Source organism: Flavobacteriales bacterium (assembly GCA_016779935.1).
Taxonomy (GTDB): domain Bacteria; phylum Bacteroidota; class Bacteroidia; order Flavobacteriales; family UBA7312.
On the sequence record JADHMQ010000001.1, the window covers coordinates 274,334 to 297,173 of the forward strand.

General features: G+C 33.7%; 19 protein-coding genes and 1 riboswitch. Of the genes, 9 read left to right on the forward strand and 10 right to left on the reverse strand.

What is annotated here, in order from left to right:
* Nucleotides 1–32: 32 nt before the first annotated feature.
* The 3 genes from ISP73_01310 to mtaB are packed head-to-tail and all read right to left on the reverse strand — an operon-like array spanning nucleotide 33 to nucleotide 3,517.
* The gene (locus ISP73_01310; protein ID MBL6657220.1) at nucleotides 33–1,016 is read right to left on the reverse strand and encodes a patatin-like phospholipase family protein; all 984 of its coding nucleotides are present in this window, start codon (nucleotides 1,014–1,016) and stop codon (nucleotides 33–35) included.
* A gap of 14 nt (nucleotides 1,017–1,030) precedes the next feature.
* Nucleotides 1,031–2,191 (reverse strand): prolipoprotein diacylglyceryl transferase, encoded by a 1,161-nt coding sequence (locus tag ISP73_01315; GenBank protein ID MBL6657221.1) that lies wholly within the window; start codon nucleotides 2,189–2,191, stop codon nucleotides 1,031–1,033.
* Nucleotides 2,192–2,200: 9 nt separating this feature from the next.
* A complete protein-coding gene (gene mtaB, locus ISP73_01320) occupies nucleotides 2,201–3,517 on the reverse strand; it encodes a tRNA (N(6)-L-threonylcarbamoyladenosine(37)-C(2))-methylthiotransferase MtaB (GenBank protein MBL6657222.1) in 1,317 nt (438 codons plus the stop codon).
* Nucleotides 3,518–3,846: 329 nt separating this feature from the next.
* Here mtaB and ISP73_01325 point away from each other — a divergent pair, with 329 nt between their 5' ends.
* Complete coding sequence (locus ISP73_01325) at nucleotides 3,847–5,424, forward strand: ABC transporter substrate-binding protein (GenBank protein ID MBL6657223.1); 1,578 nt, start codon at nucleotides 3,847–3,849, stop codon at nucleotides 5,422–5,424.
* On the opposite strand, the gene ISP73_01330 is transcribed toward ISP73_01325, so the two are convergent.
* From ISP73_01330 to ISP73_01350, 5 genes are read right to left on the reverse strand one after another with little or no spacing between them, the layout of a single operon-like run.
* Nucleotides 5,421–6,410: an endonuclease/exonuclease/phosphatase family protein gene (locus ISP73_01330; protein ID MBL6657224.1), complete on the reverse strand. Its 990-nt coding sequence runs from the start codon at nucleotides 6,408–6,410 to the stop codon at nucleotides 5,421–5,423. The genes ISP73_01325 and ISP73_01330 overlap by 4 nt on opposite strands.
* 34 nt (nucleotides 6,411–6,444) lie before the next feature.
* Nucleotides 6,445–7,275, reverse strand: a complete 831-nt coding sequence (locus ISP73_01335; protein MBL6657225.1) for a rhomboid family intramembrane serine protease — start codon at nucleotides 7,273–7,275, stop codon at nucleotides 6,445–6,447.
* Between the two features lie 45 nt (nucleotides 7,276–7,320).
* A complete protein-coding gene (locus ISP73_01340; protein MBL6657226.1) occupies nucleotides 7,321–8,034 on the reverse strand; it encodes a rhomboid family intramembrane serine protease in 714 nt (237 codons plus the stop codon).
* A gap of 31 nt (nucleotides 8,035–8,065) precedes the next feature.
* Nucleotides 8,066–9,868: a DNA mismatch repair endonuclease MutL gene (gene mutL / locus ISP73_01345; protein ID MBL6657227.1), complete on the reverse strand. Its 1,803-nt coding sequence runs from the start codon at nucleotides 9,866–9,868 to the stop codon at nucleotides 8,066–8,068.
* A gap of 1 nt (nucleotide 9,869) precedes the next feature.
* On the reverse strand, nucleotides 9,870–10,127 hold the full coding sequence (locus tag ISP73_01350) for a hypothetical protein (protein MBL6657228.1): 258 nt from the start codon (nucleotides 10,125–10,127) through the stop codon (nucleotides 9,870–9,872).
* Nucleotides 10,128–10,455: 328 nt separating this feature from the next.
* Here ISP73_01350 and ISP73_01355 point away from each other — a divergent pair, with 328 nt between their 5' ends.
* The 3 genes from ISP73_01355 to ISP73_01365 are packed head-to-tail and all read left to right on the forward strand — an operon-like array spanning nucleotide 10,456 to nucleotide 12,688.
* Nucleotides 10,456–10,788, forward strand: coding sequence for a helix-turn-helix transcriptional regulator (locus tag ISP73_01355; protein ID MBL6657229.1), 333 nt, complete (start codon nucleotides 10,456–10,458; stop codon nucleotides 10,786–10,788).
* Nucleotides 10,789–10,820: 32 nt separating this feature from the next.
* Nucleotides 10,821–11,855, forward strand: coding sequence for a quinone-dependent dihydroorotate dehydrogenase (locus ISP73_01360; protein ID MBL6657230.1), 1,035 nt, complete (start codon nucleotides 10,821–10,823; stop codon nucleotides 11,853–11,855).
* Nucleotides 11,852–12,688 carry a hydroxymethylglutaryl-CoA lyase gene (locus ISP73_01365; protein MBL6657231.1) on the forward strand — a complete coding sequence of 279 codons (837 nt, stop codon included), beginning with the start codon at nucleotides 11,852–11,854 and terminating at the stop codon, nucleotides 12,686–12,688. The genes ISP73_01360 and ISP73_01365 overlap by 4 nt, the downstream gene beginning before the upstream one ends.
* Nucleotides 12,689–12,701: 13 nt before the next feature.
* Here ISP73_01365 and ISP73_01370 read toward each other — a convergent pair whose 3' ends face one another.
* Both ISP73_01370 and ISP73_01375 read right to left on the reverse strand, forming a co-directional pair.
* Complete coding sequence (locus tag ISP73_01370) at nucleotides 12,702–14,591, reverse strand: Ig-like domain-containing protein (protein ID MBL6657232.1); 1,890 nt, start codon at nucleotides 14,589–14,591, stop codon at nucleotides 12,702–12,704.
* Between the two features lie 18 nt (nucleotides 14,592–14,609).
* Nucleotides 14,610–16,736: a gliding motility-associated C-terminal domain-containing protein gene (locus tag ISP73_01375; GenBank protein MBL6657233.1), complete on the reverse strand. Its 2,127-nt coding sequence runs from the start codon at nucleotides 16,734–16,736 to the stop codon at nucleotides 14,610–14,612.
* Nucleotides 16,737–16,783: 47 nt separating this feature from the next.
* Nucleotides 16,784–16,979: riboswitch (cobalamin riboswitch) on the forward strand.
* A gap of 52 nt (nucleotides 16,980–17,031) precedes the next feature.
* Here ISP73_01375 and ISP73_01380 point away from each other — a divergent pair.
* The 5 genes from ISP73_01380 (at nucleotide 17,032) to ISP73_01400 (ending at nucleotide 22,795) form a co-directional block, all read left to right on the forward strand.
* The gene (locus ISP73_01380) at nucleotides 17,032–18,186 is read left to right on the forward strand and encodes a hypothetical protein (GenBank protein ID MBL6657234.1); all 1,155 of its coding nucleotides are present in this window, start codon (nucleotides 17,032–17,034) and stop codon (nucleotides 18,184–18,186) included.
* 83 nt (nucleotides 18,187–18,269) lie between these two features.
* A complete protein-coding gene (locus ISP73_01385; GenBank protein ID MBL6657235.1) occupies nucleotides 18,270–20,081 on the forward strand; it encodes a sodium:proton antiporter in 1,812 nt (603 codons plus the stop codon).
* 26 nt (nucleotides 20,082–20,107) lie between these two features.
* Nucleotides 20,108–21,190 carry a glycine cleavage system aminomethyltransferase GcvT gene (gene gcvT / locus ISP73_01390; protein ID MBL6657236.1) on the forward strand — a complete coding sequence of 361 codons (1,083 nt, stop codon included), beginning with the start codon at nucleotides 20,108–20,110 and terminating at the stop codon, nucleotides 21,188–21,190.
* The gene (locus ISP73_01395) at nucleotides 21,191–21,910 is read left to right on the forward strand and encodes a 2-phosphosulfolactate phosphatase (GenBank protein MBL6657237.1); all 720 of its coding nucleotides are present in this window, start codon (nucleotides 21,191–21,193) and stop codon (nucleotides 21,908–21,910) included. It abuts the gene before it with no gap.
* Nucleotides 21,911–22,108: 198 nt separating this feature from the next.
* Nucleotides 22,109–22,795, forward strand: a complete 687-nt coding sequence (locus ISP73_01400; protein MBL6657238.1) for a S1/P1 Nuclease — start codon at nucleotides 22,109–22,111, stop codon at nucleotides 22,793–22,795.
* Nucleotides 22,796–22,840 lie beyond the last annotated feature (45 nt).

Consider the following 22,840-nt stretch of genomic DNA (forward strand, 5'->3'; position numbering starts at 1 on the left):
CCATTCTAGGATAGAACATTATACTTAATTATTTATTCAAAGTGCTGTTGGCTATAAAGCTGTCCGCTTTTAATTAGACTGCTTTTTTGTTCATTGCTCAAGCGTTTTATTTTTGGGCTTATTCCTTCAGATGAAATAGAAATTGTTCTTTCTCTATCTTTTTCAGTAAAATCGTGTCTATTTAGGCTTTCCATAACGTAATTGTACAGAGCAGATACATAATCGTTGAACCTGCTTATTTCAATGGGTGCAATAGTCCCTTTTAATCTGTCTTGCTCTATTTGTTCTTCTCTATCAATTTTAAAACCCAAAGTATGTGGGTTTTCTATGCGTTTGCCATCTATGATGGTGTCAAATAAGAAAATAGGAAAGTTTGAGGTAATACCACCATCCACTACTATATCAAGATGGTTATCTCGTTTTGGCTTTGGGTGTATGGTGCCAATACTATCAATAAATACGGCTTCAAAATACAATGGGATTGACATGGATATCTTTACAGCATCTTTGACTTTCATATTAGGGTATTGTTCCTTTCCAAATACCACTTCCTTTTGCTTGTTCAAACAGGTGGCAGTAACGTATAATTCCTTGAAATTTCTTTCTGCAAGTTCTTTAAAGGTAATGTTCGGATTGGCTGTTTTATTTTCAATTATCTTTGATAACCATTTGTCAAAGCGTTTGGCTCTGTACCACCCAAAGCGTTTGTTTAAACGGTAGATGCCACCCACAAAAAGGTATTTGCCATCATTGAATTTATTAAGTTTTGTTTGACAAATTATCTGTCCAATTTCTGTGGAGTTATAGCCTAAAGATACTAGCATTGCGGTAATGGCTCCTGCAGAAGTGCCACCTACTTTTTGGATATTATCCATAAGGTTTTTTTTCTCTAGTGTTTTGATGGCTCCTGCATAGGCAATGCCTCTAACGCCAGCACCTTCAAATACTAGGTTTTTAATGATAGGTTGAGCTATTATCTGATTGGAAAGTAAGAGAAGTAATAGTATTTTTTTCATGGCAAGATATTTTACTAGGTTCTTACTTTTTTACGATGAATGGAATACAATCGATACACGATAATCATTCCAGTAATGATTAGTCCAAAGGAAATTAGTTCGGCTTGGGTTATCTCTGTTTCAAAAATAATGTATTTGGTATTGACTCTTATTTTTTCAATGAAAAATCGTTCTAGACCATTCATAATCATATATATACCGAACAACATGCCTGCAATGTTGATGCGTGTACGCAATGTCCATAATAACCCAAATAAAGCCAAAGCCATAGCAATTTCATAAATAGGAGTAGGGAATACAGGGTATAGTAGTTCATTGCAATAATTACCTACACAACCCTCAATAGGAACGCCTGCATTGATTACGTTATTGGGGTATGTATATGCCCAAGTCCAATCTGGTAAAAAGCTCATCCATTCAGGTTTAGGAGCAAGGTTAGTTATTCCCCAATCACCATCACCAGAAAAGTGACAACCCATTCGTCCAATTCCGTATGCCAGCATCAGTCCAGGTGCAGAAGCATCACTAATTATCTTATAGTTAATACCGTATTTTTTGGTGTAATAAATAACAGCAATTGCCCCACATATCAGACCACCGTAAAAGGTTAGGCCGCTAAAAGATAATAATTGACCAATGGGGTCTGCCATAAACTCGTTTATGTTTTCTAAATTGTGAAATATCTTGGCGCCTACAATTCCAGAAATAGCAGCTATCATGGTAATATTACCAACTAATTGATAGGGGTGAATAGTTTCAGTGATGGTTTTAGGCTTCTTTAACTCCTCTTTTTTCAATTCTCGGTATTTCAAGTAGGCATTAATGAATGCGCCTATTAAACCGCCTAAAAAGTGTCCTTCACCAGAGAGTATAATGTGTTGAGGATTGCTCGCGAAGTCGCTGTAGTTTAGTCCGGCATAGAGAAGTTTATAACCCACCAAAAAGCCTATAATTACTTGAATGATTAAATCTTTCAGCTTTACTTTTTCTCCAATAACTTTTTTGCGATTGGTAGCAGCAATTAACCCTTCCTTTTCTTTTCGTTTCAATTCTAGCGAAAGTGTCCAGCTAGAAAGCAAAAAGGCGATTGCGACAAAAAAACCAAAAGTTTGGATGGGTAGGGGAATGTTAATTCCAAAAAGGTCATTCAGTAAATAGCTAATGTTTGGATACATAATCTTATGTTATACTTCTTCAAAGATAAAAACTCCGCTTTCATCCATTTGGTTTAATTCTGTTTTTTTTATGGTATTTATCCAGCTCGATTGGAAAGGGGTTTTTACCCTGACGTAATTCTCTGTAAAACCGTACATAAAACCATCTTTATTTTCACCTTCAAAAATGACATTCCTCTTGCTGCCAATTTGTTGTTCGTAGAAATACCTTTTCTTTTTGGCTGATAAAACTCTTAGCATTTTACTGCGTTTGTGTCGCGCGCCTTTATCAACTGGATTGTCCATTTCTGCTGCCTCTGTATTAGCACGTTCAGAATAAGAAAAAACATGTAAGTATGAGATGTCTAACTCATTTAGGAAATTGTAGGTTTCAAGAAAATGCTCTTCGGTTTCACCTGGAAAGCCTACAATGACATCTACGCCAATACAACAATGTGGCATTAATGACTTTATGTAAGAAACTCTATCTGTATATAAATCAGTAAGATAGCGTCTTTTCATTTTCTTTAGAATTTCATCTGAGCCCGACTGCAAAGGAATGTGAAAGTGGGGTACAAATGCTTTAGATTTAGCTACAAAATCTATGGTTTCATTTTTCAGTAAATTGGGTTCAATGGAGGAAATACGAAGTCTGTTAATTCCATTCACTTTGTCTAGTTCTTTTACTAAGTCTAAGAAAGTATGTTGGTGTTTTTTGTTTCCAAATCCACCCTTACCATAATCGCCAATATTTACTCCAGTCAGAACAATCTCTTGAATACCTTTGTCTGATATAGATTTAGCATTATTAATGACGTTTTCTAACTTATCACTTCTACTAATACCTCTAGCTAATGGAATCGTACAGTAAGTGCATTTATAATCACAACCGTCTTGTACTTTAAGAAATGCTCGAGTACGGTCTCCAATAGAATAGGCGTCTACAAAAAAGTTAGCATCGTTAATCTCACAAGAGTGGATTTCAGTAGATTCCTTTTTACTTAAATCGTTCAGGTAATGGTTGAGTTTAAACTTTTCCGTAGCACCAAGAACTAAATCGACTCCGTCAATTTCAGAAATTTGCTTAGGTTTTAATTGAGCGTAGCAACCAACAATCACTACAAAAGCTTCTGGAGAGGTTTTTAATGCTGAGCGAACAATGCGTTTACACTCCTTATCAGCATTTTCGGTAACAGAGCAGGTGTTAATTACATATATGTCTGCTTTGTCTTTGAAATCAACCTTTTGATAGCCTTCATTAACCAATTGTCTGGAAATGCTAGAGGTCTCAGAAAAGTTAAGTTTACAACCTTGTGTATAAAAAGCTACTGTGGATTGATTTTCCATACGCTGGCAAAATTAGTTTTTTATATCGGATAATTAAGCTTTTGAAAATGTCAAATGATATTTTTTTTACTACTGGTGTAACTCTTTTTTATGTGTTCTCGAAAAAATAAAGCAAGAGTGTCATTTAATAATTGTTTTTAATTTCATTTTCCAGTCTGCAAGGAACTCAATCATTTGTTTAGCGCTAAAAAGTTAAAATCGTTTATCGCAATAATGCTAACCATTACACAAAGTTTGAGAATAGATTGAACCCTCCGACAAGTTCACTTTATAATCCTTCTAGGCTGGAATTTGAATGTTTATTGATATAGTGTATTTTTATACCCTAAATGATACGACCTCTAATCCATTACTGTTTATTTATTTGTATTCTTTGCCTGTCGATTTCGTGTAGCGATACTAGTGATGACTCCGATTTGAGTATCTTTAAATACAATGAGTCGGCTGGTATAACGAGTCTTGACCCTGCATTTGCAAAAGATCAAGCGAATATTTGGGCCACTAATCAGTTGTTTAATGGTTTAGTTCAATTGGACTCCAACCTTAATGTTCAACCCTCTATAGCTCGTTCTTGGGATGTTACTGAAGATGCTTTAAAGTATACGTTTCATTTGAGGAATGATGTTTATTTTCACGAACATTCTTTGTTTTCTTCTAAAGAAAGTAGAAAAGTCACTGCACACGATTTTGTATATAGTTTTGGTCGATTGACGGATAAATCTGTTGCTTCTCCAGGTGCATGGGTAATGAACAATGTTGACAGCTATGAAGCGATTGACGATAGTACACTTAGGATTTCATTGATACAGCCTTTTCCACCTTTTCTAGGCTTATTGTCCATGTCTTACTGCTCCGTTGTTCCAAAAATAATTGTAGAAAATACGTCTTTTAGAGATGCTCCTATTGGAACTGGTCCTTTTCATTTTCAGTTTTGGAAGGAAAATGTAAAATTGGTTTTTAGAAAGAACACCACTTATTTTGAAGATGGACTTCCGCTTTTAGACGCTGTATCTATAACTTTTATAAAAGATAAACAAACTGCCTTTTTAGAATTTTTAAAAGGAAATATTGATTTCATTTCAGGTTTAGACCCATCGTATAAAGATGAAGTGTTGACTTCTGATGGAGAATTGAGGGGTGAATATATAGGTAAAATACAACTTCAATCCTTGCCGTATCTAAATACGGAATACTTGGGCTTTTTGATGGATGATAATAATGTATCGTCTACTCAACATATTGAGGTAAGGAAAGCTATTAATTATGGTTTTGATCGCGAGAAAATGATTACTTATTTGAGGAATAATATTGGCACTCCAGCTGTGAATGGATTTATTCCAAAAGGTTTACCTTCATTCTCTGATACTTTAATGGGTTATAACTATAATCCAGAGCGATCAAAAGAATTAATTAGAGCATCCAAACTAGAGGATATAAAGGTTACGCTTAATACTACAAGTTCATATCTTGATTTGTGTGAGTTTATTCAAAATCAGCTTTCAGAAATAGGCATATCGGTTTCAATAAATATTAATCCACCATCGACACACCGTCAAATGGTAGCAACTTCTAAATTGGATTTTTTTAGGGGTTCATGGATTGCCGATTATGCCGATGCTGAAAATTATTTAGCTTTGTTTTATTCCAAGAACTTTTGTCCTAACGGACCAAATTACACACATTTTTCAAGTGATAAATACGACGGCTATTATGAAGCGGCAATGCTAGAGGTTTCATTAGAAAAAAGACAGCATTATTATCAGTTAATGAATCAGATGATAATTGATGAAGCTGCTATTGTTCCTCTATATTATGATCAAGTTATTCGATTTGTTCAAAATAATATTTCAGGTTTTGAATCTAATGCCATGAATTTATTGCAGCTAAAGAGAGTGAAGAAGGATTAGTTGAAATGGCTAATTATTGGATAATGGTCTGAAAAGTTACTATCGAAGGTTTTGAATTTATTTAAATTAATTTCAGGACTGTGAAGAATATAATCAATGCGCAATGCAGGAAATTTTCCATTATAAGTTTGTCCAATTCCTTTACCGCCCTCCACAAAACTATCCAAAAGACCCTCTGAGAGTTGCTTATATGCGTATGAATTAGGAGTGTCGTTGAAATCTCCACACAAAATGATAGGGTAAATGGAAGTATTCATATGTTTTTTGATGGCCTTTACCTGTTTTGAACGTTTTGAAAATGAAATCCTTAGTCGTTCAATTATGTTTTCAGCTCCTTCTACCGTAGGCTTATTTAAAAATTGATAATCTTCTTTTTGAAACCAATTAGAAGCTAAATGTACGTTGTAAACACGTACAGTATCTGAATCAATGATAATATCAGAAAAAATGCACACATTATTTTGAAATTCACCATTTATGCTAACGGTTCCTTTTTTCAATATAGGGTATTTAGAATAAGTAGCCATCCTCCAGCTTTTTCTATCACTTTGGATACCAATATGAGTGAAGGGGTAATTTAATTTTGGTAATTCGTCAGGGGCATAAAACTCTTGAAAACAAACTACACTTGTGTTGGTGGTGTTAATATAGTTTATGATTTCGTCTTTTAAATTATCGTCTTCAATCCAATTGTAAGCATTAAACAGACGTACATTAAAACTCATGATAGAAAATTTATCTTCCACTGACGACTCATTCTCTTGAATTCTAATTAGGTTTTCTATGTGTCCATAACCTAGAAGTATCACAATCAGGTTAGCCCAAGCGTGTCTTTTAAAACATATGGTCCAGTAGATTAAAAATAAACTGTTTGTTAATAAAAGAAAAGGATAAATGAGTCCAGTAAAAGCAATGGGCCATAAAAAAGAATCTGGACTTATATGAGGAGATAAGTAAGATAAAAATAGAGCAAACAGCACTAACATATTGATTATGTAAAGAAATGTGTTTAGCACGTTTTTATTTTTTACTGGCTTTAAATAAGGTATCTTTTTCCTCTTTATTTAGACTGTCGTATCCTGATTTAGCAATTTTATCTAAAATAAGATTTATTTGCTTTTGCTCAGAAGATTTATTTTCTCTCCATTGGTCATCGGTCTTTGGTCTTTTGTAAGCTGTCTTTAGAGGAGTTGAGGGTTTTAATGCAGATGCCAAATAATCCATGAGCCTATCGAAACTTCTAGAAATATCTTTCCCTTTTAATAATTGTCTGCTAAATATAAATCCATAAAATGCTCCGCCAATGTGTGCAATATGTCCTCCAGCGTTCCCTTTGGGAATAAGTATTAAATCAAGAACAATAGATACTATGGCAATATGCTTTAGTTTCACATTACCAATAAAAGTAAGGTTTACGGAATAACTTGGAACATATGTAGCAATTGCAACTAGAATTGCTAATACTGATGCTGATGAACCAACTGCCATAGACTCTGCTAATGAGCTATTAAATGCAGGAAAATAATTATAGGCAGTAATATAAAATAGACCTCCGCTAAGCCCTCCTATAATATAGGTGCTTACAATTTGTTTATTGGATAAATATCTTAAGAAAATTGAACCTCCAAAATATAACCACAAAAGATTGAATGCTAAATGAATAAAACCATTGTGAATAAACATGTAAGTTAGTGCACTCCAGGGCTTTGAAAGTAGTGCTGAAGGAGATGCTGCCAAGCCTAAATAGTTTAATATTTGATAGCTAGGCACCTTAAAAAGAAAAAAGAATACGTTAAGCACCTCTAATAGAATAAACACGCCAACGTTTAAATAAATTAAACGACTTAGCATACTGCCATTCTTGAAACTAGTTTTTAAATCCTTTAAAATCATCTATTAATAAAAATGCTGACTGTTTTTTCTCCAGTATTTAATCAGAAAATACCCAAATAACATACCGCCTAAATGAGCGAAATGTGCCACATTATCGCTAGCACTATTTTGAATGCCTAGCCATAATTCTATAAGTCCATATCCAGCTACAAAGTATTTTGCTTTGATAGGTATAGCAAAATAAAGGTAGATTAATGTATTTGGAAAAAGCATACCAAAGGCAAGAAGTAATCCAAAAACTGCACCAGATGCTCCAACTGTAGGAGTGTAGTAAAGTAGGTTTAGTCTAGCCATTAATGGGTCAATAAAGTTTTGGCCGTTTTGCAAAGCATCATAACCGCTAGATGTGACTCTATTAATTTGTTCCAAAGCCATTTGAGCTTCAAGAGCTGATATTTGAAATTGAATAACAGCTAAATGTAAAACAGCTGCTCCTAAACCGGTAATCATGTAATACACTAGAAAACGTTTGCCTCCCCATATGTTTTCCAATTGGTTTCCGAACATCCACAAAGCAAACATATTGAACAGTATATGAGAAAAACTGCCGTGCATAAATAAATGCGTTACAAATTGGTGTGGTCTGAAGTCTGGCGATTCCCAATGGTGTAGTGCCAAGTGTTGGTCAAGATTTATACCGAAATTAGTGCCTAACACATATTTTGCTAGAAAAAACAATCCGTTAAGGATTAGTAAATTTTTTACTACCTCAGGCAAATAACTAAATCGTGCAGGTTGTATATTCATCTTAAAACTTTTTTGCTATTTCTTCAAAAGTTAGGGTTATCAGTGTCGGTTTACTATTGGTAGTTGCATTTGGTGTTTGGCAAGCAAAAAGATTATCAATGATAGAGTTCATTTCTGTTTTACTCAATGTTCGTCCTTTTTTTATACACATACTTTTAGCCATTGAAAGTGCAAAATTATCTCTTTTTTCTAGAGATGATTGAGTTTTGTATTGTTCAATTAGTTCTTCAAAAACACTTTCCAGAGTTTCCATTTCTATGTCCACAGGGCTACCCAATACGACAATGCTATTTTTATTAAGATAATCAAACCTAAAGCCTAAATTGAAAAGCTCATCACTTATCTCTTTTAACAATTCAATGTCAGAAGGGTTTAGGTTAATGGTATTTGGGAACAGCAACTGTTGGGACTGACCTTCTACTGCTTGTGAGTTAAGATAGTATTCATACAATATTCGCTCATGAGCCCTTTGCTGATGAATAATCATCATTCCAGATTTTATGCTTGATACAATGTATTGATTGTTCAATTGAAAAATTGCCGATTCAGTAGTTTCAGAATCTTCACTCCAACTTGTATTGATTGTTTCAGTTTGCTGGGAGTTGTTTTCAGGAACTGGCAAATCTTCGAAAAGCTTTTCCCAATTGTCAGTTTTTACTTTAGGACTTGGGGTATAACTTCTTTCTTTTTGTTCTTTTTCCTCGAAGGGGTTGTATGAAGAGTCCACTTTTAGAGAGGGTTGACGTACTTTATTATTTGACTTTGGTATATTGCTGAATGCGGGATCTTTATCAAAATCCAGTGTAGGTACGATATTGTGTATTCCCAATGCTCGTTTTACACAAGAACGAATGATTGCATAAATGGATTTCTCATCTTCAAACTTAATTTCAGTTTTTGTTGGATGAATATTAACGTCAATGAACTTAGGGTCAATATCAAAAAATAAAAAGTAAGACGGGTGATGACCATCTGAAATCAAATCTTTAAAGGCGTTGTTTACAGCATGGTGTAAATAGGGGCTTTTTATAAATCGATTATTCACGAAAAAATATTGCTCGCCCCTAGTTTTCTTTGAAAATTCTGGTTTCCCAATAAATCCTGAAATAGTAATTAGAGTAGTTTCTTCAGAAACTGGCACAAGTTTTTCATTGTATTTAGCACCAAAAATCCCAACAATTCGTTGTTTAAGTGTAGATTTAGGAAGGTTAAGTACTTCCTTATCATTCTGGTAGAATGAGAATGAACAATCTTCGTTTGCTAGTGATACTCTGTAAAATTCATCAAAAATATGTCTGAGTTCTACATTATCAGATTTTAAAAAGTTTCTTCTAGCAGGAACATTAAAGAATAGGTTTTTAATAGATATTGAGGTGCCATTATTAGAGGTGCAATTTTCTTGAGAAATGAGTTCGCTTCCTTCAATAATGATTTTAGTGCCTAGCTCATTATCGTGAAGTTTTGATTTTAATTCTACGTGTGCAATTGCTGCCATAGATGCCATTGCTTCGCCACGAAACCCCATTGTTCGAATACTATGAATGTCATTCGCTTCTCTGATTTTTGAGGTAGCGTGTCTCTCAAAGCACATTCTGGCGTCCGTTTCGCTCATACCACAACCGTTGTCAATAACCTGAATTAATGTACGTCCAGCATCTTTAACAATTAGCTTAATATCGGATGCTCCAGAATCAATGGCATTTTCTAATAATTCCTTTACAGCAGAAGAGGGGCGTTGAATAACTTCGCCGGCAGCAATTTGGTTAGCTACATGATCAGGTAAAAGTTGAATAATGTCGGACATATTAAAATTTCAGTAAAGCAAAGCTAAATAATAGTAAAATGAAAACGATAAGAATTATCCTTTTATTTGAATAGTTAATTTCTTTGGAGCGTTTGCTCTGTTGCCAATTTTTGGAAAAGTCTAAATTAGAATTACCACTTTCGGCAGATTTCACTCTTTTTTCTAAATCTTCTTTTCGAGCATCGTAGTACCTTGACTTAAAATCGAACTGACGGTGTCTAGCTGTTTTAAAAAAGCTCGGAAGTTTGGGTGCTTGCATAAAGCAAAAATAAACAAAATCATCATCAAAAGAGTAGGGGTCAATTTCTATAACATGAATGTTTTTTTTGTCTGTTAGTTATTCATCATCATTCAAATGATGAATGTATAGTTTTTACTTATGTAAACATCATTAGGTGTAAAAAACCACTTAAAATTTTACAAATATCAACAAAATTCTAATTAAAATCATAAAATACTATTTATCAGTATTTTACAATACTCTTCTAAATAATAATTGTATATAAATTAATAGTGTAAATGTCTTTTTTTGATAGTTTATTTATCCGGTATTAAAAAATATGTTTACATTTGTAACGTAGTAAAATATGGAGAAACGCATCCAAAATATCATAGAAAAATATGGCTTAAGCCCTAATGCTTTTGCACAAGAAATTGACGTTAATCGGTCAACGATTTCGCATATTTTGTCTGGACGTAATAAGCCGAGTATTGATGTTTTACAAAAAATTTTAAAGCGATTTTCTGAGGTTTCGGCTTCTTGGCTTTTATTGGGTCGTGGTGATATGTTTGCTAACGAACCTGTAAGTCAAGCTCCAAAAGCTACTACAGATGAGTCTTCGGTTAAATCCAAAGAGGTTAAGAAAATAGTTGTTTTTTATTCTGATAATAGTTTTGAGGAATACAAGCCAAATAAATAATCTTTATACTTTTGTAGGGTAATTCATTGATGATGTACAGATACCTTATTAAACCCCTTCTTTTTCTTTTTAATCCTGAATTCATACATCATTTTATTTTTAATTTAATCAAGTTAGCTTCTTGTATCCCCTTTAAACTAAAGGCTTGGGACTCAATTTATAGAATAAAAGATGAACGTTTAAAGAGAACAGTTTTTGGTTTAACCTTTGATAACCCTGTTGGTTTGGCAGCTGGTTTTGACAAGGATGCTAAATTATTTAATGAACTGTCTTCATTTGGTTTTGGTTTCATTGAAATTGGTACGCTTACACCATTAGCACAGTCAGGTAACCCTAAGCCTCGCTTATTTAGATTGCCTCAGGACGAATCTCTAATAAACAGAATGGGATTTAACAATGGAGGGGTAGAAGATGCTGTAAATCGCTTAAAATATCGCCATACAGGTATTATTATTGGTGGAAACATTGGCAAAAATAAGCTAACGCCTAATTCTGAGGCTGCTAAAGATTACGAATTAAGTTTTGAGGCTTTATTTGATTATGTTGATTACTTTGTGGTTAATGTAAGCTCGCCTAATACTCCAGGTTTAAGAGAGTTACAAGAGAAAGAACCCTTGACGAAGTTGTTGCTAAAGTTACAAGATTTAAATTCTAAAAAAGAAAATAGAAAGCCGATTTTATTGAAAATTGCTCCAGATTTAACAGATAACCAATTAGATGATATTATTCAGATAGTCATTGACACTAAGTTGGATGGCCTGATAGCAACCAATACCACTATTGATAGAAGTGGTCTTAAAACTTCTGACAATGAACTAGAGCGTATTGGAAACGGAGGGGTAAGTGGTAAAGCAGTTAAAAACCGTTCAACAGAAGTGATTAAGTATATTTCGGAAAAATCAAATCAGTCTTTTCCAATAATTGGAGTAGGAGGTATTCATTCTGCTGAAGATGCGATTGAAAAGTTGAAGGCCGGAGCAAGTTTAGTTCAAATCTATACAGGATTTGTTTATGAAGGTCCGTCAATTGTTAAGAAAATTAATAAAGGTATTCTAAACAGTTTATGAAAATTATTGAATGTCCTAGAGATGCAATGCAAGGTTTTGAGCGATTCATTCCTACTGCTCAGAAGATCTCTTATTTAAATGCTTTGTTGAAAGTTGGTTTTAATACTCTTGATTTCGGTAGTTTTGTATCCCCAAAGGCAATTCCTCAGATGAGAGATACTGCTGATGTTCTTAATCAATTGGATGAATCATCGACAAAATTACTAGCTATCATTGCAAATCTGCGAGGTGTGGAGGATGCTTGTCAGTTTGAGCGGATTGACTTTTTAGGTTATCCTTTCTCAGTTTCTGAGACCTTTCAAAAAAGAAATACCAATTCATCCATTGATGAGTCTTTAATTTTAGTTGATAAAATCCAAAATGCCTCTGTTAAAAATAATAAATCATTGGTAGTGTATTTGTCAATGGCATTCGGAAACCCTTATGGTGAACTCTGGCATGAAGATATTGTCTCTAAATGGGGCGAAAAGCTTTCAGATATGGGAATAGAAATCATTGCTTTATCTGATACTATTGGCGTTTCAAATTCTGATAACATAAGTCGATTGTTTTCGCAGCTAATAGCTGAGTATTCAGACGTAGAATGGGGAGCGCATTTACACACTTCTTTAGAGAGTTGGAGAGAGAAGGTGGAGTCAGCTTACAATAGTGGCTGTCGCCGTTTTGATGGCGCTATTAAAGGTCTAGGGGGTTGTCCAATGGCGAAAGACGATTTGGTAGGTAATATGCCGACAGAAAAGCTTATTTCCTTTTGTAATGAAAAGAAAATAGATATTTCACTAGATTCTTTAGCTTTTGAAAGTGCCTACAACAAAGCTGTAGACACTTTCTAAATTAGCGGTTAGCTTAGTTTTTAATAAGTTGGTGATATTCTTTACTTAAATCAGTATTCAATAACTCAATTATATAAATCCCATTTTTAAGTTCACTGATATCAATTATTCTATTACTGAATTTCTCCCTCTTTACCAATTCACCTGCTAATGATAGTATTCTAAGTGTTTGGATTTGATTAGTTGATTCAATTTGAAAAAATCCATCAATACTAGTGTTTGGGTATACACTTGAGGCAAACAATTCAGTTTCTTCAACTCCTACAACCTCTGTAATTGTAATTTCTTTTTCACCGCTTACATTAGAACCGTCTTGCGCAACTGCTTTTACTGTTACGTTTCCAACAGAAGTGGGGGATAGTAATCCAGAATTATCGATTGTGGCTGTACCAGTTCCATTTAAAATAAACCAATCAAAGTTTGTATTGGTGGCGTTGGTTGGTAAAATATTAGCCTGCATTTGTAAATTTTGATTTAATGGTACATTAGTTTGGTTATTTTCTCCTTTAACCTCAATTGAACTTACGTAAATAATTAATTCAATAACAGTAACCTTTTGAGTATCTGAAATATTTGAACCATCTGTTGTAGTTGCCATAACATCTACATCTCCAATAGTCTGCCCTGTAAGTAGTCCACTTGTGTTAATTGTTGCAGTACCAGTACCATTTACAACAGTCCAATTTACATTTTGATTCGTTGTATTATTGGGCAATACTGTAGCATTAAGTTGTATGCTTTGGGTTTCGGCTACTTCATCGCCTGAGCTTGATGAAATTGATATGGAGTTAGCAAGAATAGGTTTTATGGTAATTTGTAGTGAATCAAAAATATTAGTGCCATCATTAGCTGTAGCATATGCTGTAACGGTACCTACTGTAGTAGGGGTAAGCAAACCACTTGAATTTATAGTGGCTGAACCTGTACCGTTAACTATTGACCAACTTACGCTAAGGTTTGATGCATTATTAGGCTGAATTATAGCATTGAGTTGAAGAGTTTCATTTATAAAAATATCAGTTACTCCAAGGTAAGCTATCACATCTATTGAGCTTACGTTTATGGGAGCAGATGAAGTAATAGTCATCACTGCCTCCCCAAAAACATTTGAAAAATCTGTTGCACTAGCTTTTACTGTAACTTCACCAACAGTTTGTCCAATTAGGTTACCATTTGAGTTAATAGTAGCTGATCCTGTTCCGTTTGTAACAGACCAAATTAGATTTTGATTAGTTGCATTTTGGGGTAGTATACTAGCTTCCATTTGAACGGATTGCCCTTCGTTAACAGATACAGCCCCATTTTGACCATACACATTAATAGAGGTAATTTGAATATTTTGACTTTGTCCAGTTTCTCCAGCTAAAATCGTTCCATTAGGCACATCATTGTAAGCATATTCTTTTATAAAAAATTGATACTGATTATTCAAAGCAACTTTAATCCATCCGTAATGAGTGTTTGAGTTTAATATAAATTTAACCGCGATAAATTTATCGTCACCATTAACTGTTAGAAAACTTCCATAATCATTGTCTCCAATTAGTGGTTCTGGAATTGAATTTCCCCATTCACCCCAAGATAATGAGGCTATGTCTTCATTTTCGTTAATTACCTTAATATATTTACCTCCATAAGGATTTGATTGACCTGTTAAAAACACCTCATTATTTCCTTCGTGAACTAGATGTAAAAACCATCCTTGAGTTAAGTTTGCATCCCATCGGATATCATATTCTTTAACCCCATCTCCATTGAAGTCAATATTGATAAGATTATTGGCGCTAAATGCATTAAAATCTATAGTTGTTTGAAAATCGGGATTTAAATCTGTATGAATAATAGCCGAATAAGATTGGATAAATACTGTAATTGAGGCTATAAGTAATACTATTTTTTTCATTGCTAGTTAGTTTTTTAGTTATTGGGTTATTTTAATTCTTCTTGAAATAGTTCGTTTCCCTCTATCGTGTTTATATTGTAATTGAATGATATATGAGTAAACTCCAGTAGGGCAAACCCTTCCTTTATGTGTTCCGTCCCATTTTGCTCTGTAATCATTACTTTCGAATAATAAATCTCCCCATCTACTGTAAATTTTTAGATTATAGTATTTTGAAGGAATACAATTTGATTGGAATCCAAAGTAGTCATTCAGTCCATCTTTGTTTGGGGTAAATACATTAGGGATGTAGTCGTTACATTCACAATCTTCGCTACTTATCTTAACGCTATCAATAGCTTCTCCACATTCGTTATAGGCTTTAGCCCAATAGATACCTCCAGTTCTAACCATAGTAAAGGTATCTGTATGAAAATCATGCCAAACTATGCCTTCATTTCTGTCTGCATATGCTTTAAGTACCAAAGGAAAGTTTTCACATATTAGAGAATCTTTCATGGGCTCAAGAATTCTTGGAAGTAAGGTGCGTTTTACTATTAATGTGTCAGAATCAATGGTGCAGCCTAACTTTTTAACGGTTAAAAAGTACTCTCCATCATAGTGAATGTCTTTATAGCTTTTTTTATCTCCATCATTCCATGAATAATCTTCATAAGTAGTGTCAATATTCAGTGTGAAATAATCGCCTTCGCAAATGGTAGTATCATTTCCTAAAGTCAAGGGATGTAAAAATATCACATTTATAGTGTCACTGTTCACACATTGATCAATTGATGCTTTGACATGGTATTGACCTGATTTATTTACTTTTAGACTTGACTCTGTTGAGCCGTCTTGCCATTTAAATCCAGTAGCGTTAGTGCTAGGGCTTAATCGCAAATCTGTCCCTGGACAGCCTACTGTATCGTTACCTAGATTAACATAAGGCGTTTGAATTTCTTGAACTGATATAGTGTCAGCATCTGAACAACCACCTTTAGTAACAGAAACGGAATATGTGCCTGTAGAATCAATTTGTAAGTAATTAGATGTGCTACTATCTTGCCACAAATAGCTGTCCATTCCTAAATTCGCAAATAGTTTAATTGATTGCCCTTCACAAAAACTAGTATCATTTCCCAAATCAACAATCATATTTTGAATTGTTACATTAACAGTATCACGAATAATGGTAAGGTCATCATATTTAATATTTACAAAATACTGGCCATCGTTTGTGACGTTGATTACTGGTGTAGTTTCACCAGTATTCCATTCATAGGTCGCACCATTAATAAGTTGACCAATATTTACATTCCCTCCTTCACAAAGTGTAGTATCAGGAAGTTTATTATAATTTAAAGTAGTAAAGCTGATATTATCAAATGTAGAATTACTTCCAGCTTCATGGTCTAGCATTATTCCGTTAAGAGTGTAAGGATTGTTAGCACCGTTTGAGGAAATATCAAATCCTGCATTTATATTTTGCATTGATGGAACTGCGGTCCAGCTTTCAGAGTTGCTCAAGTTTTTTGTAAAAACACTTACGCTTCCTTGGTTATTATTGGCATAAAAATCAATAATCAATGCGTATTTAATCCATCCATTTTGAGCATAATTTTGTTCTTGGGCAATTTGTTGAGAGTTTGCTCCGAATAGAGTTATATTATTTGGTGTGCCACAACCAAACCAACTTATACCAAAACTAGCTTCATTAGGGTCTGCTTGACCACAATTTTGTCCAAAATTCCCATCATTATTTTGGTCATAAGCGAGTCTAAACATCTTTCCCCAACAACCACCTGTCATTTCAAAACTTACTACCAGGTATTGCCTGTTTTGAAAAGAAGGGAAAGACCATGAGGCATCATTAAGTCTACTCATGATTGCATGTTGACTACCCCAACCGTCACCAGAACGTATTGCCTTACTTGAATTATAATCTCCCTCATTGGGCATAGATGCAATTTGTGGTATTATAGGTGAACCAATGACAGGACAGTTGTAGCCAGTGTTAGTCGTGGCTAGAGAGGTGCTAAACGTCCATCCATCTTGTGCCGTTAAATCACCAAGATTTAAATTCTCAAAGTCATAAACGGCAATTTCTTGGGAATAACTTATTGAACAGAAAAAAGAAAATAATGAATAAAATAGTAGTTTTTTCATAGGATTCAAATGGCATTTTTAAGTCTTTCAAAGATACATATTTTTTCTAAAATTGTTATTAATTTGGCTTAACTTTGTCCCGTGCAAGGGTTATAATTAGGGAATGGGGTGTAAACCCTCAACTGTACCCGCAGCTGTAAACTCAATAGTAAGTCTAAGTACTTCATACCACTGTTCGTTGAGAATGGGAAGGTTGCTTAGATAGAGAAAGTCAGAAGACCTGCCCATTGCAAGAACTGAAGAATCCTCGGGAATAAGGTTTTTCTTAGTATTATCTTTTTTAACTCATTTTATAATGAAAAAATTATTGTTTATGTTGCTAATAGGCACCCAAGGTCTATTTGCGCAAGATTATGTAAATCAGGTATTAGTACTAAACGAAGGTAAATTTGGACAAAATGAATTTCCAGTAACTTTGGGTAGTTATAATCCAGTTACGCAAAATTATGAGGTCGTTGATACTATTGAAGGAGCTCGTTTTGCTTCTGATATGGTAATTGATGGTAACAACATCTTTATTGTTGCCGATACATTATTATTGAAGTATGACTTAAACACTTTTGAAGTATTATCTACTCAAACAGTAGTTGGTGGAAGAAACATTGCTATTGTTGACGATAAACTCTTTATTACTAGAGGTGAATATGGTGTTGACTTCTCTTCTTACCTGCAGGTTTATTCAAAGTCTGACCTAGAATTTATTTCAGAATTAGATACTGTAAGTGGACCAAAATGGTCTACACAAAACATGGTTGCTCATGATGGAAAACTTTTTATTGCTATTAATAACGGTTTTAATTGGGGAGAAGAAAAGTCATTAATTGGTGTTGTTGAAATTTCGACAATGAGCTATCTTGAAGAAATTGATTTAGGATCTGAGGGAACTAACCCTGATAATATGGTTTTGAACGGAGATTACATTTACACAGTTAACAATAAAAATTGGTCTGGCGCATCTTTTTCAAAAGTTGATTTATCAACGATGACAGCTACCACAATTAATGTTTCTGATGTAAGTACGGCTTGTGGTACATCTTGCTTAAGAGGAGATAGAATTAATTTTCAATTATCTCAGGATTCAATCTTGTATGAATGGAATCCAATTACTTTTGATGATTCAGGAGTTAATTTAGGGATAAATGAAAACTTTTACGAACTAGCTCATGATGATATTAACAATTATTTATACGCTAGTTCAACAGATTTTACCACCTTTGGTAAAGTCGGTATTTATGATGCTGACAATACATTAGTTTCTGAATTTGACTGTGGTGTATCACCAGGCACAATTGTTTTTGATATCAGAAACACTACATCTATTCCTGAATTTTCAGCCGAAGAAAATACTGACAATTCTGTTTACGATATGTCTGGGAGAAAGCTAGGTAGTATTGAAAAACAGCCTAAAGGAGTTTACTTACAATCAGGTAAAAAGGTATTTAAAAGATAATTTATAATTTTTTAAACTAAATTTAAATGGGGAGCTGTTGCTCCCTTTTTATTTTTTGTATTTTTAGCAAAATTGATTTTATTATGATTGAACTGTCTGCAATAATAGTTTTTGGAATTTTGGCCCAATGGATAGCATGGAAAATGAAAATCCCCGCTATCTTTCCTTTAATTTTGTTAGGTCTTTTTATGGGGCCTCTTTCTACTTTGTTTTTAGATACACAGTGGATTAACCCTGAAAATATTTTTGCAGGTAATACTATGTATTATTTTGTATCACTTTCGGTAGGTATAATACTATTTGAAGGTGGTCTTACCCTAAAGTTTAAAGAAGTAAGACAGTTGGCAGGCGTGGTTCGAAACTTATTGATTTTTGGTCCAATTATAATGGGTATTGGTGGTGCTGTAGCTGCTCATTATTTCCTTGATATGGACTATAGAGTAGGTCTACTTTTTGGTTCATTAATTATTGTGACTGGTCCAACTGTAATTGCACCTATTTTAAGAAGTGTAAGGCCTAAGAAGAGTTTAAGTACTATTCTAAAGTGGGAGGGGATTGTAATAGATCCTATTGGGGCATTGGTAGCTGTTTTGGTTTATGAATTATTCTTTGTATCTACTATGAGTGTTGGCGGAGATCATTCTATGGGATTAACACAAGTGGCATTAAAGACCTTCTTTTTAACACTTTGCGTGGGTTCGTTTTTTGGACTGTTTTCTGGTTGGACTCTTCATACTTTACTCAAACGAAATTTAATACCACACTTTTTAATAAATGTACTTTCACTAGGATTTGTAATTTTTGCTTTTGCTGGTGCTGATACATTACAACCCGAGTCGGGGCTTTTATCCGTAACAGTAATGGGTATTCTTCTTGCAAATATTAAAACTCCAAACATTGATAAAATTTTAGACTTTAAAGAAAGTCTTACCGTTATATTAATTTCGGTTTTATTTATTATTCTTTCCTCAAACATTTCAATGGAGCAGCTCAAATTACTTGAGATGAGTTCTTTATTTATATTCCTAACAGTAGTATTTATACTGCGACCAATTGTTGTTTGGATTAGCTCTTGGAAATCGGAGCTTAATTGGAAAGAAAAAGCTTTTATAGCATGGGTTGGTCCAAAAGGTATTGTAGCTGCGGCAGTAGCCTCATTATTTTCGCTTTACCTAATGTCAGATAAAATTTCTCTACCCCCTTCACTAAGAGAAGATGTGGAGTTGTTAGTTCCATTAACGTTCATGATTATTCTTGGAACAGTAACCTTAAATGGCCTTACAGCTAAGCTTGTAGCTTCTGTTTTGGGATTAATAAAAGAATCTAAAAATAGTGTTGTGATTGTTGGTGCTAATGAAGGCTCTATCAGCATAGCCAATTATTTAGAGAAACACAATATTCCTATTACTCTTTATGATTTATCAAAAGAAAATATTAGAAATGCAAAAGCAGCAGGCTTGAATGTTATTGAAAAAAATATTTTGTCAGATGATGAAATTGACTTTGACGATGCAGGTCATCTCTTAGCGTTAACATCTAGTAATGATGTAAATATTTTTGCATGTAGAAAATTGAAGGAAGTCATTACCGACTTAAACGTTTACAGGCTTATTACTGTCAATGAAATTAAATTTGATCCTTTATCTCGACCTACAAATGTTTTATTCTCTAGTGATTCAGACTATATAAATTTTATAGAAATAGTTAGAAAGTATCCTATTTTAAAGGATTTAAAGATTAATTCAGCTGAACATTTATCATCAGTCTTAGAAAATAAAACGTCACCATTACCTGTTTTAATAAGAAGAAAAGATACCATTCAGTTCATTACAGTTGATTTTGATTATCAATATCAAGTGGGTGATGTTTTAGCATATATTGGGGAGTTAAATTAATTATATTTGGCACCAAATTTTAAAAGATGAAAAACACTGCTCTTACACAAACTCACCTAGATTTGGGTGCAAAAATGGTTCCCTTTGCCGGCTACAATATGCCAATACAGTATGAAGGTTTAAAAGTCGAACATCTTAACGTTAGAAGTGGAGTTGGTGTTTTTGATGTTTCTCACATGGGTGAGTTTTTTGTTGAAGGACCTCATGCTATGGATTTAATCCAGAAGGTAACCTCAAATGATGTAGCGGTATTAATAGATGGTCAGGTTCAATACTCGTGTATGCCAAACTTAGATGGTGGTATTGTAGATGATTTGCTTGTATATAGAATACATTCAGAAAAATATATGTTAGTTGTTAATGCTTCTAATATTGAAAAGGATTTTAATTGGATTAATCAATTTAATGATAAAAAGGTATCACTAACAAATAAATCAGACGATTACTCCCTTCTAGCGGTCCAAGGACCAAAAGCTGTTGAAGCACTTCAGCCATTGACTGATATTGATTTATCGGATATGAAATACTACACTTTTAAAATAGGTGAGTTTTGCGGAATTAAGGATGTTATTATTTCAGCAACAGGCTACACTGGAGCTGGAGGTTTTGAAGTTTATTTTTTTAATGAACATGCTAATACAATTTGGAATTCAATTTTTGAATCAGGAAAAGATCTAAATATAATGCCTATTGGTCTAGCTGCAAGAGACACATTAAGATTAGAAATGGGATTCTGTTTATATGGAAATGATATTGATGATACTACCTCACCTCTAGAAGCAGGTTTGGGATGGATAACAAAATTTACAAACGACTTTAATAATTCAGCTGACCTTCTTGAGCAAAAGGAGAACGGTCTTAGCAAAAGGAGAGTAGGTTTTGTAATGCAAGAAAGGGGTATCCCTAGAAAAGATTATTCAATTGTTGACGATAATGGCAATGCTATTGGCGTAGTAAGTTCTGGTACTATGTCACCATCACTTGATAAGGCTATAGGTATGGGGTATGTAAAAAAAGAATTTTCAAAAGTTGGTACTGAAGTTTTTATTCAAATTAGAAATAAGCAATTGAAAGCAAAAGTTGTTAAATTACCATTTTACAAAGCATAGATGCAAAACATTATAAAAGTTTGTCTTTCACCATCTTTATTTCCGATTTATTCGGATAGAAAAAGTATTGTAGTAGTAGTAGATATTTTAAGAGCTACTTCAGCTATTTGTACTGCTTTGGATTTAGGTGTAAAATCTATTATTCCTGTTTCTACTATTGAAGATGCTTTAGATTTTAAAGACTGTGATAACCATATTTTAGCCGCTGAACGGAATGGAAAAGTGGTAAGAGGTTTTGATATAGGTAATTCACCTACGGATTATCTTAATAAAGACTTTCAGAATAAAAAAATGGTTTTGACAACTACTAATGGTACACGAGCAATAAATATTGCTAAAAGAGATCATCAAGTTGTTATAGGCTCATTTTTAAATATTGATATTCTTACTGACTATCTAATAGATCAAGATGAAGATGTTATAATTCTATGTGCTGGCTGGAAAGATGATTTCTGCTTAGAAGACACCATATTTGCAGGTGCATTGAGTCAAAAATTAGCAGAAAATGATAAATTTTTCTACGAAAATGATTCTACAATAAATTCTGTATTGCTTTATAATCAATCTAAGAGCGATTTATTTGGATTTTTATCCGATTCACAGCACAGAAAACGATTGGCTCATTTGGGAATTGAGGATGACGTGAAATTTTGTCTGGATTACAACAAGACATCAATTGTTCCAATTTTAGTAAATGATGAGTTAGTCATACTGCAATGAAAAAGAAAATAGTCCTTTTACTACTCATCTTTTTTTTAGGACACCATACTATTTTCACTTGGGGATTTTTCGCACACTATAAGATTAATAAAATGGCTGTTTTTACTCTTCCTGAGAGTATGAATACCTTTTTTTCTTAATCATATTCAACTTCTTGAAGATAATGCAGTAAATACGGATAAAAGGCGTCACAGAGTTGTGAATGAAGCCCCAAGACATTTTATAGATATTGATTATTACAGTGAAGAAAATCCTTTTGAAGTAATGCCAAGAAAATGGGAAGATGCTGTTGAAAAATATTCAAAGGATACATTACTAGAATATGGAATTTTGCCTTGGAATATTAATAACCAATATTATTCATTAGTGAATGCCTTTAAAGAACATGATGTAAATGCGGTCATTAAGTATTCATCTGATATTGGTCATTATATCGCAGATGCTCACGTACCATTGCATACTACACTTAACTACAATGGTCAACTCACTAGACAAGATGGCATTCATTCATTTTGGGAGTCCAGATTACCAGAACTTTTTGCAGATAACTACAATTACATATTACCCAAGGTAACTTATGTTGATGATATATTATCGTTTGCTTGGTCAATAATTGAGAATAGCCATAATGCCAAGGACTCCGTGCTTTTATTTGAGGCGAAATTAAATATGCGTTTTTCCAGCGATGAAAAATATTCTTTTGAAGAGAAGGGAAGTGGCAGTTCAAAAGTATACTCCTTAGCATATTCTGCTGCATATCATAAAATGCTTGATGGTATGGTAGAGCGTCAAATGCGTTCATCTATTGTTTCTATTGGTTCCGTATGGTATTCAGCATGGATTGATGCTGGTCAGCCAAATATGGATACTTGGAAAATGGAATAAAAAAAACCTCATTTCTGAGGTTTTAGTAATTATTGATATTGTATT

Coding starts and splice junctions, on each gene's coding strand:
- ISP73_01310 (MBL6657220.1), bottom strand. CDS start 1,016: ATGAAAAAAATACTATTACTTCTCTTACTTTCCAATCAGATAATAGCT.
- ISP73_01315 (MBL6657221.1), bottom strand. CDS start 2,191: ATGTATCCAAACATTAGCTATTTACTGAATGACCTTTTTGGAATTAAC.
- mtaB (MBL6657222.1), bottom strand. CDS start 3,517: ATGGAAAATCAATCCACAGTAGCTTTTTATACACAAGGTTGTAAACTT.
- ISP73_01325 (MBL6657223.1), top strand. CDS start 3,847: ATGATACGACCTCTAATCCATTACTGTTTATTTATTTGTATTCTTTGC.
- ISP73_01330 (MBL6657224.1), bottom strand. CDS start 6,410: ATGTTAGTGCTGTTTGCTCTATTTTTATCTTACTTATCTCCTCATATA.
- ISP73_01335 (MBL6657225.1), bottom strand. CDS start 7,275: ATGCTAAGTCGTTTAATTTATTTAAACGTTGGCGTGTTTATTCTATTA.
- mutL (MBL6657227.1), bottom strand. CDS start 9,868: ATGTCCGACATTATTCAACTTTTACCTGATCATGTAGCTAACCAAATT.
- ISP73_01350 (MBL6657228.1), bottom strand. CDS start 10,127: ATGCAAGCACCCAAACTTCCGAGCTTTTTTAAAACAGCTAGACACCGT.
- ISP73_01355 (MBL6657229.1), top strand. CDS start 10,456: ATGGAGAAACGCATCCAAAATATCATAGAAAAATATGGCTTAAGCCCT.
- ISP73_01360 (MBL6657230.1), top strand. CDS start 10,821: ATGTACAGATACCTTATTAAACCCCTTCTTTTTCTTTTTAATCCTGAA.
- ISP73_01365 (MBL6657231.1), top strand. CDS start 11,852: ATGAAAATTATTGAATGTCCTAGAGATGCAATGCAAGGTTTTGAGCGA.
- ISP73_01370 (MBL6657232.1), bottom strand. CDS start 14,591: ATGAAAAAAATAGTATTACTTATAGCCTCAATTACAGTATTTATCCAA.
- ISP73_01375 (MBL6657233.1), bottom strand. CDS start 16,736: ATGAAAAAACTACTATTTTATTCATTATTTTCTTTTTTCTGTTCAATA.
- ISP73_01380 (MBL6657234.1), top strand. CDS start 17,032: ATGAAAAAATTATTGTTTATGTTGCTAATAGGCACCCAAGGTCTATTT.
- ISP73_01385 (MBL6657235.1), top strand. CDS start 18,270: ATGATTGAACTGTCTGCAATAATAGTTTTTGGAATTTTGGCCCAATGG.
- gcvT (MBL6657236.1), top strand. CDS start 20,108: ATGAAAAACACTGCTCTTACACAAACTCACCTAGATTTGGGTGCAAAA.
- ISP73_01395 (MBL6657237.1), top strand. CDS start 21,191: ATGCAAAACATTATAAAAGTTTGTCTTTCACCATCTTTATTTCCGATT.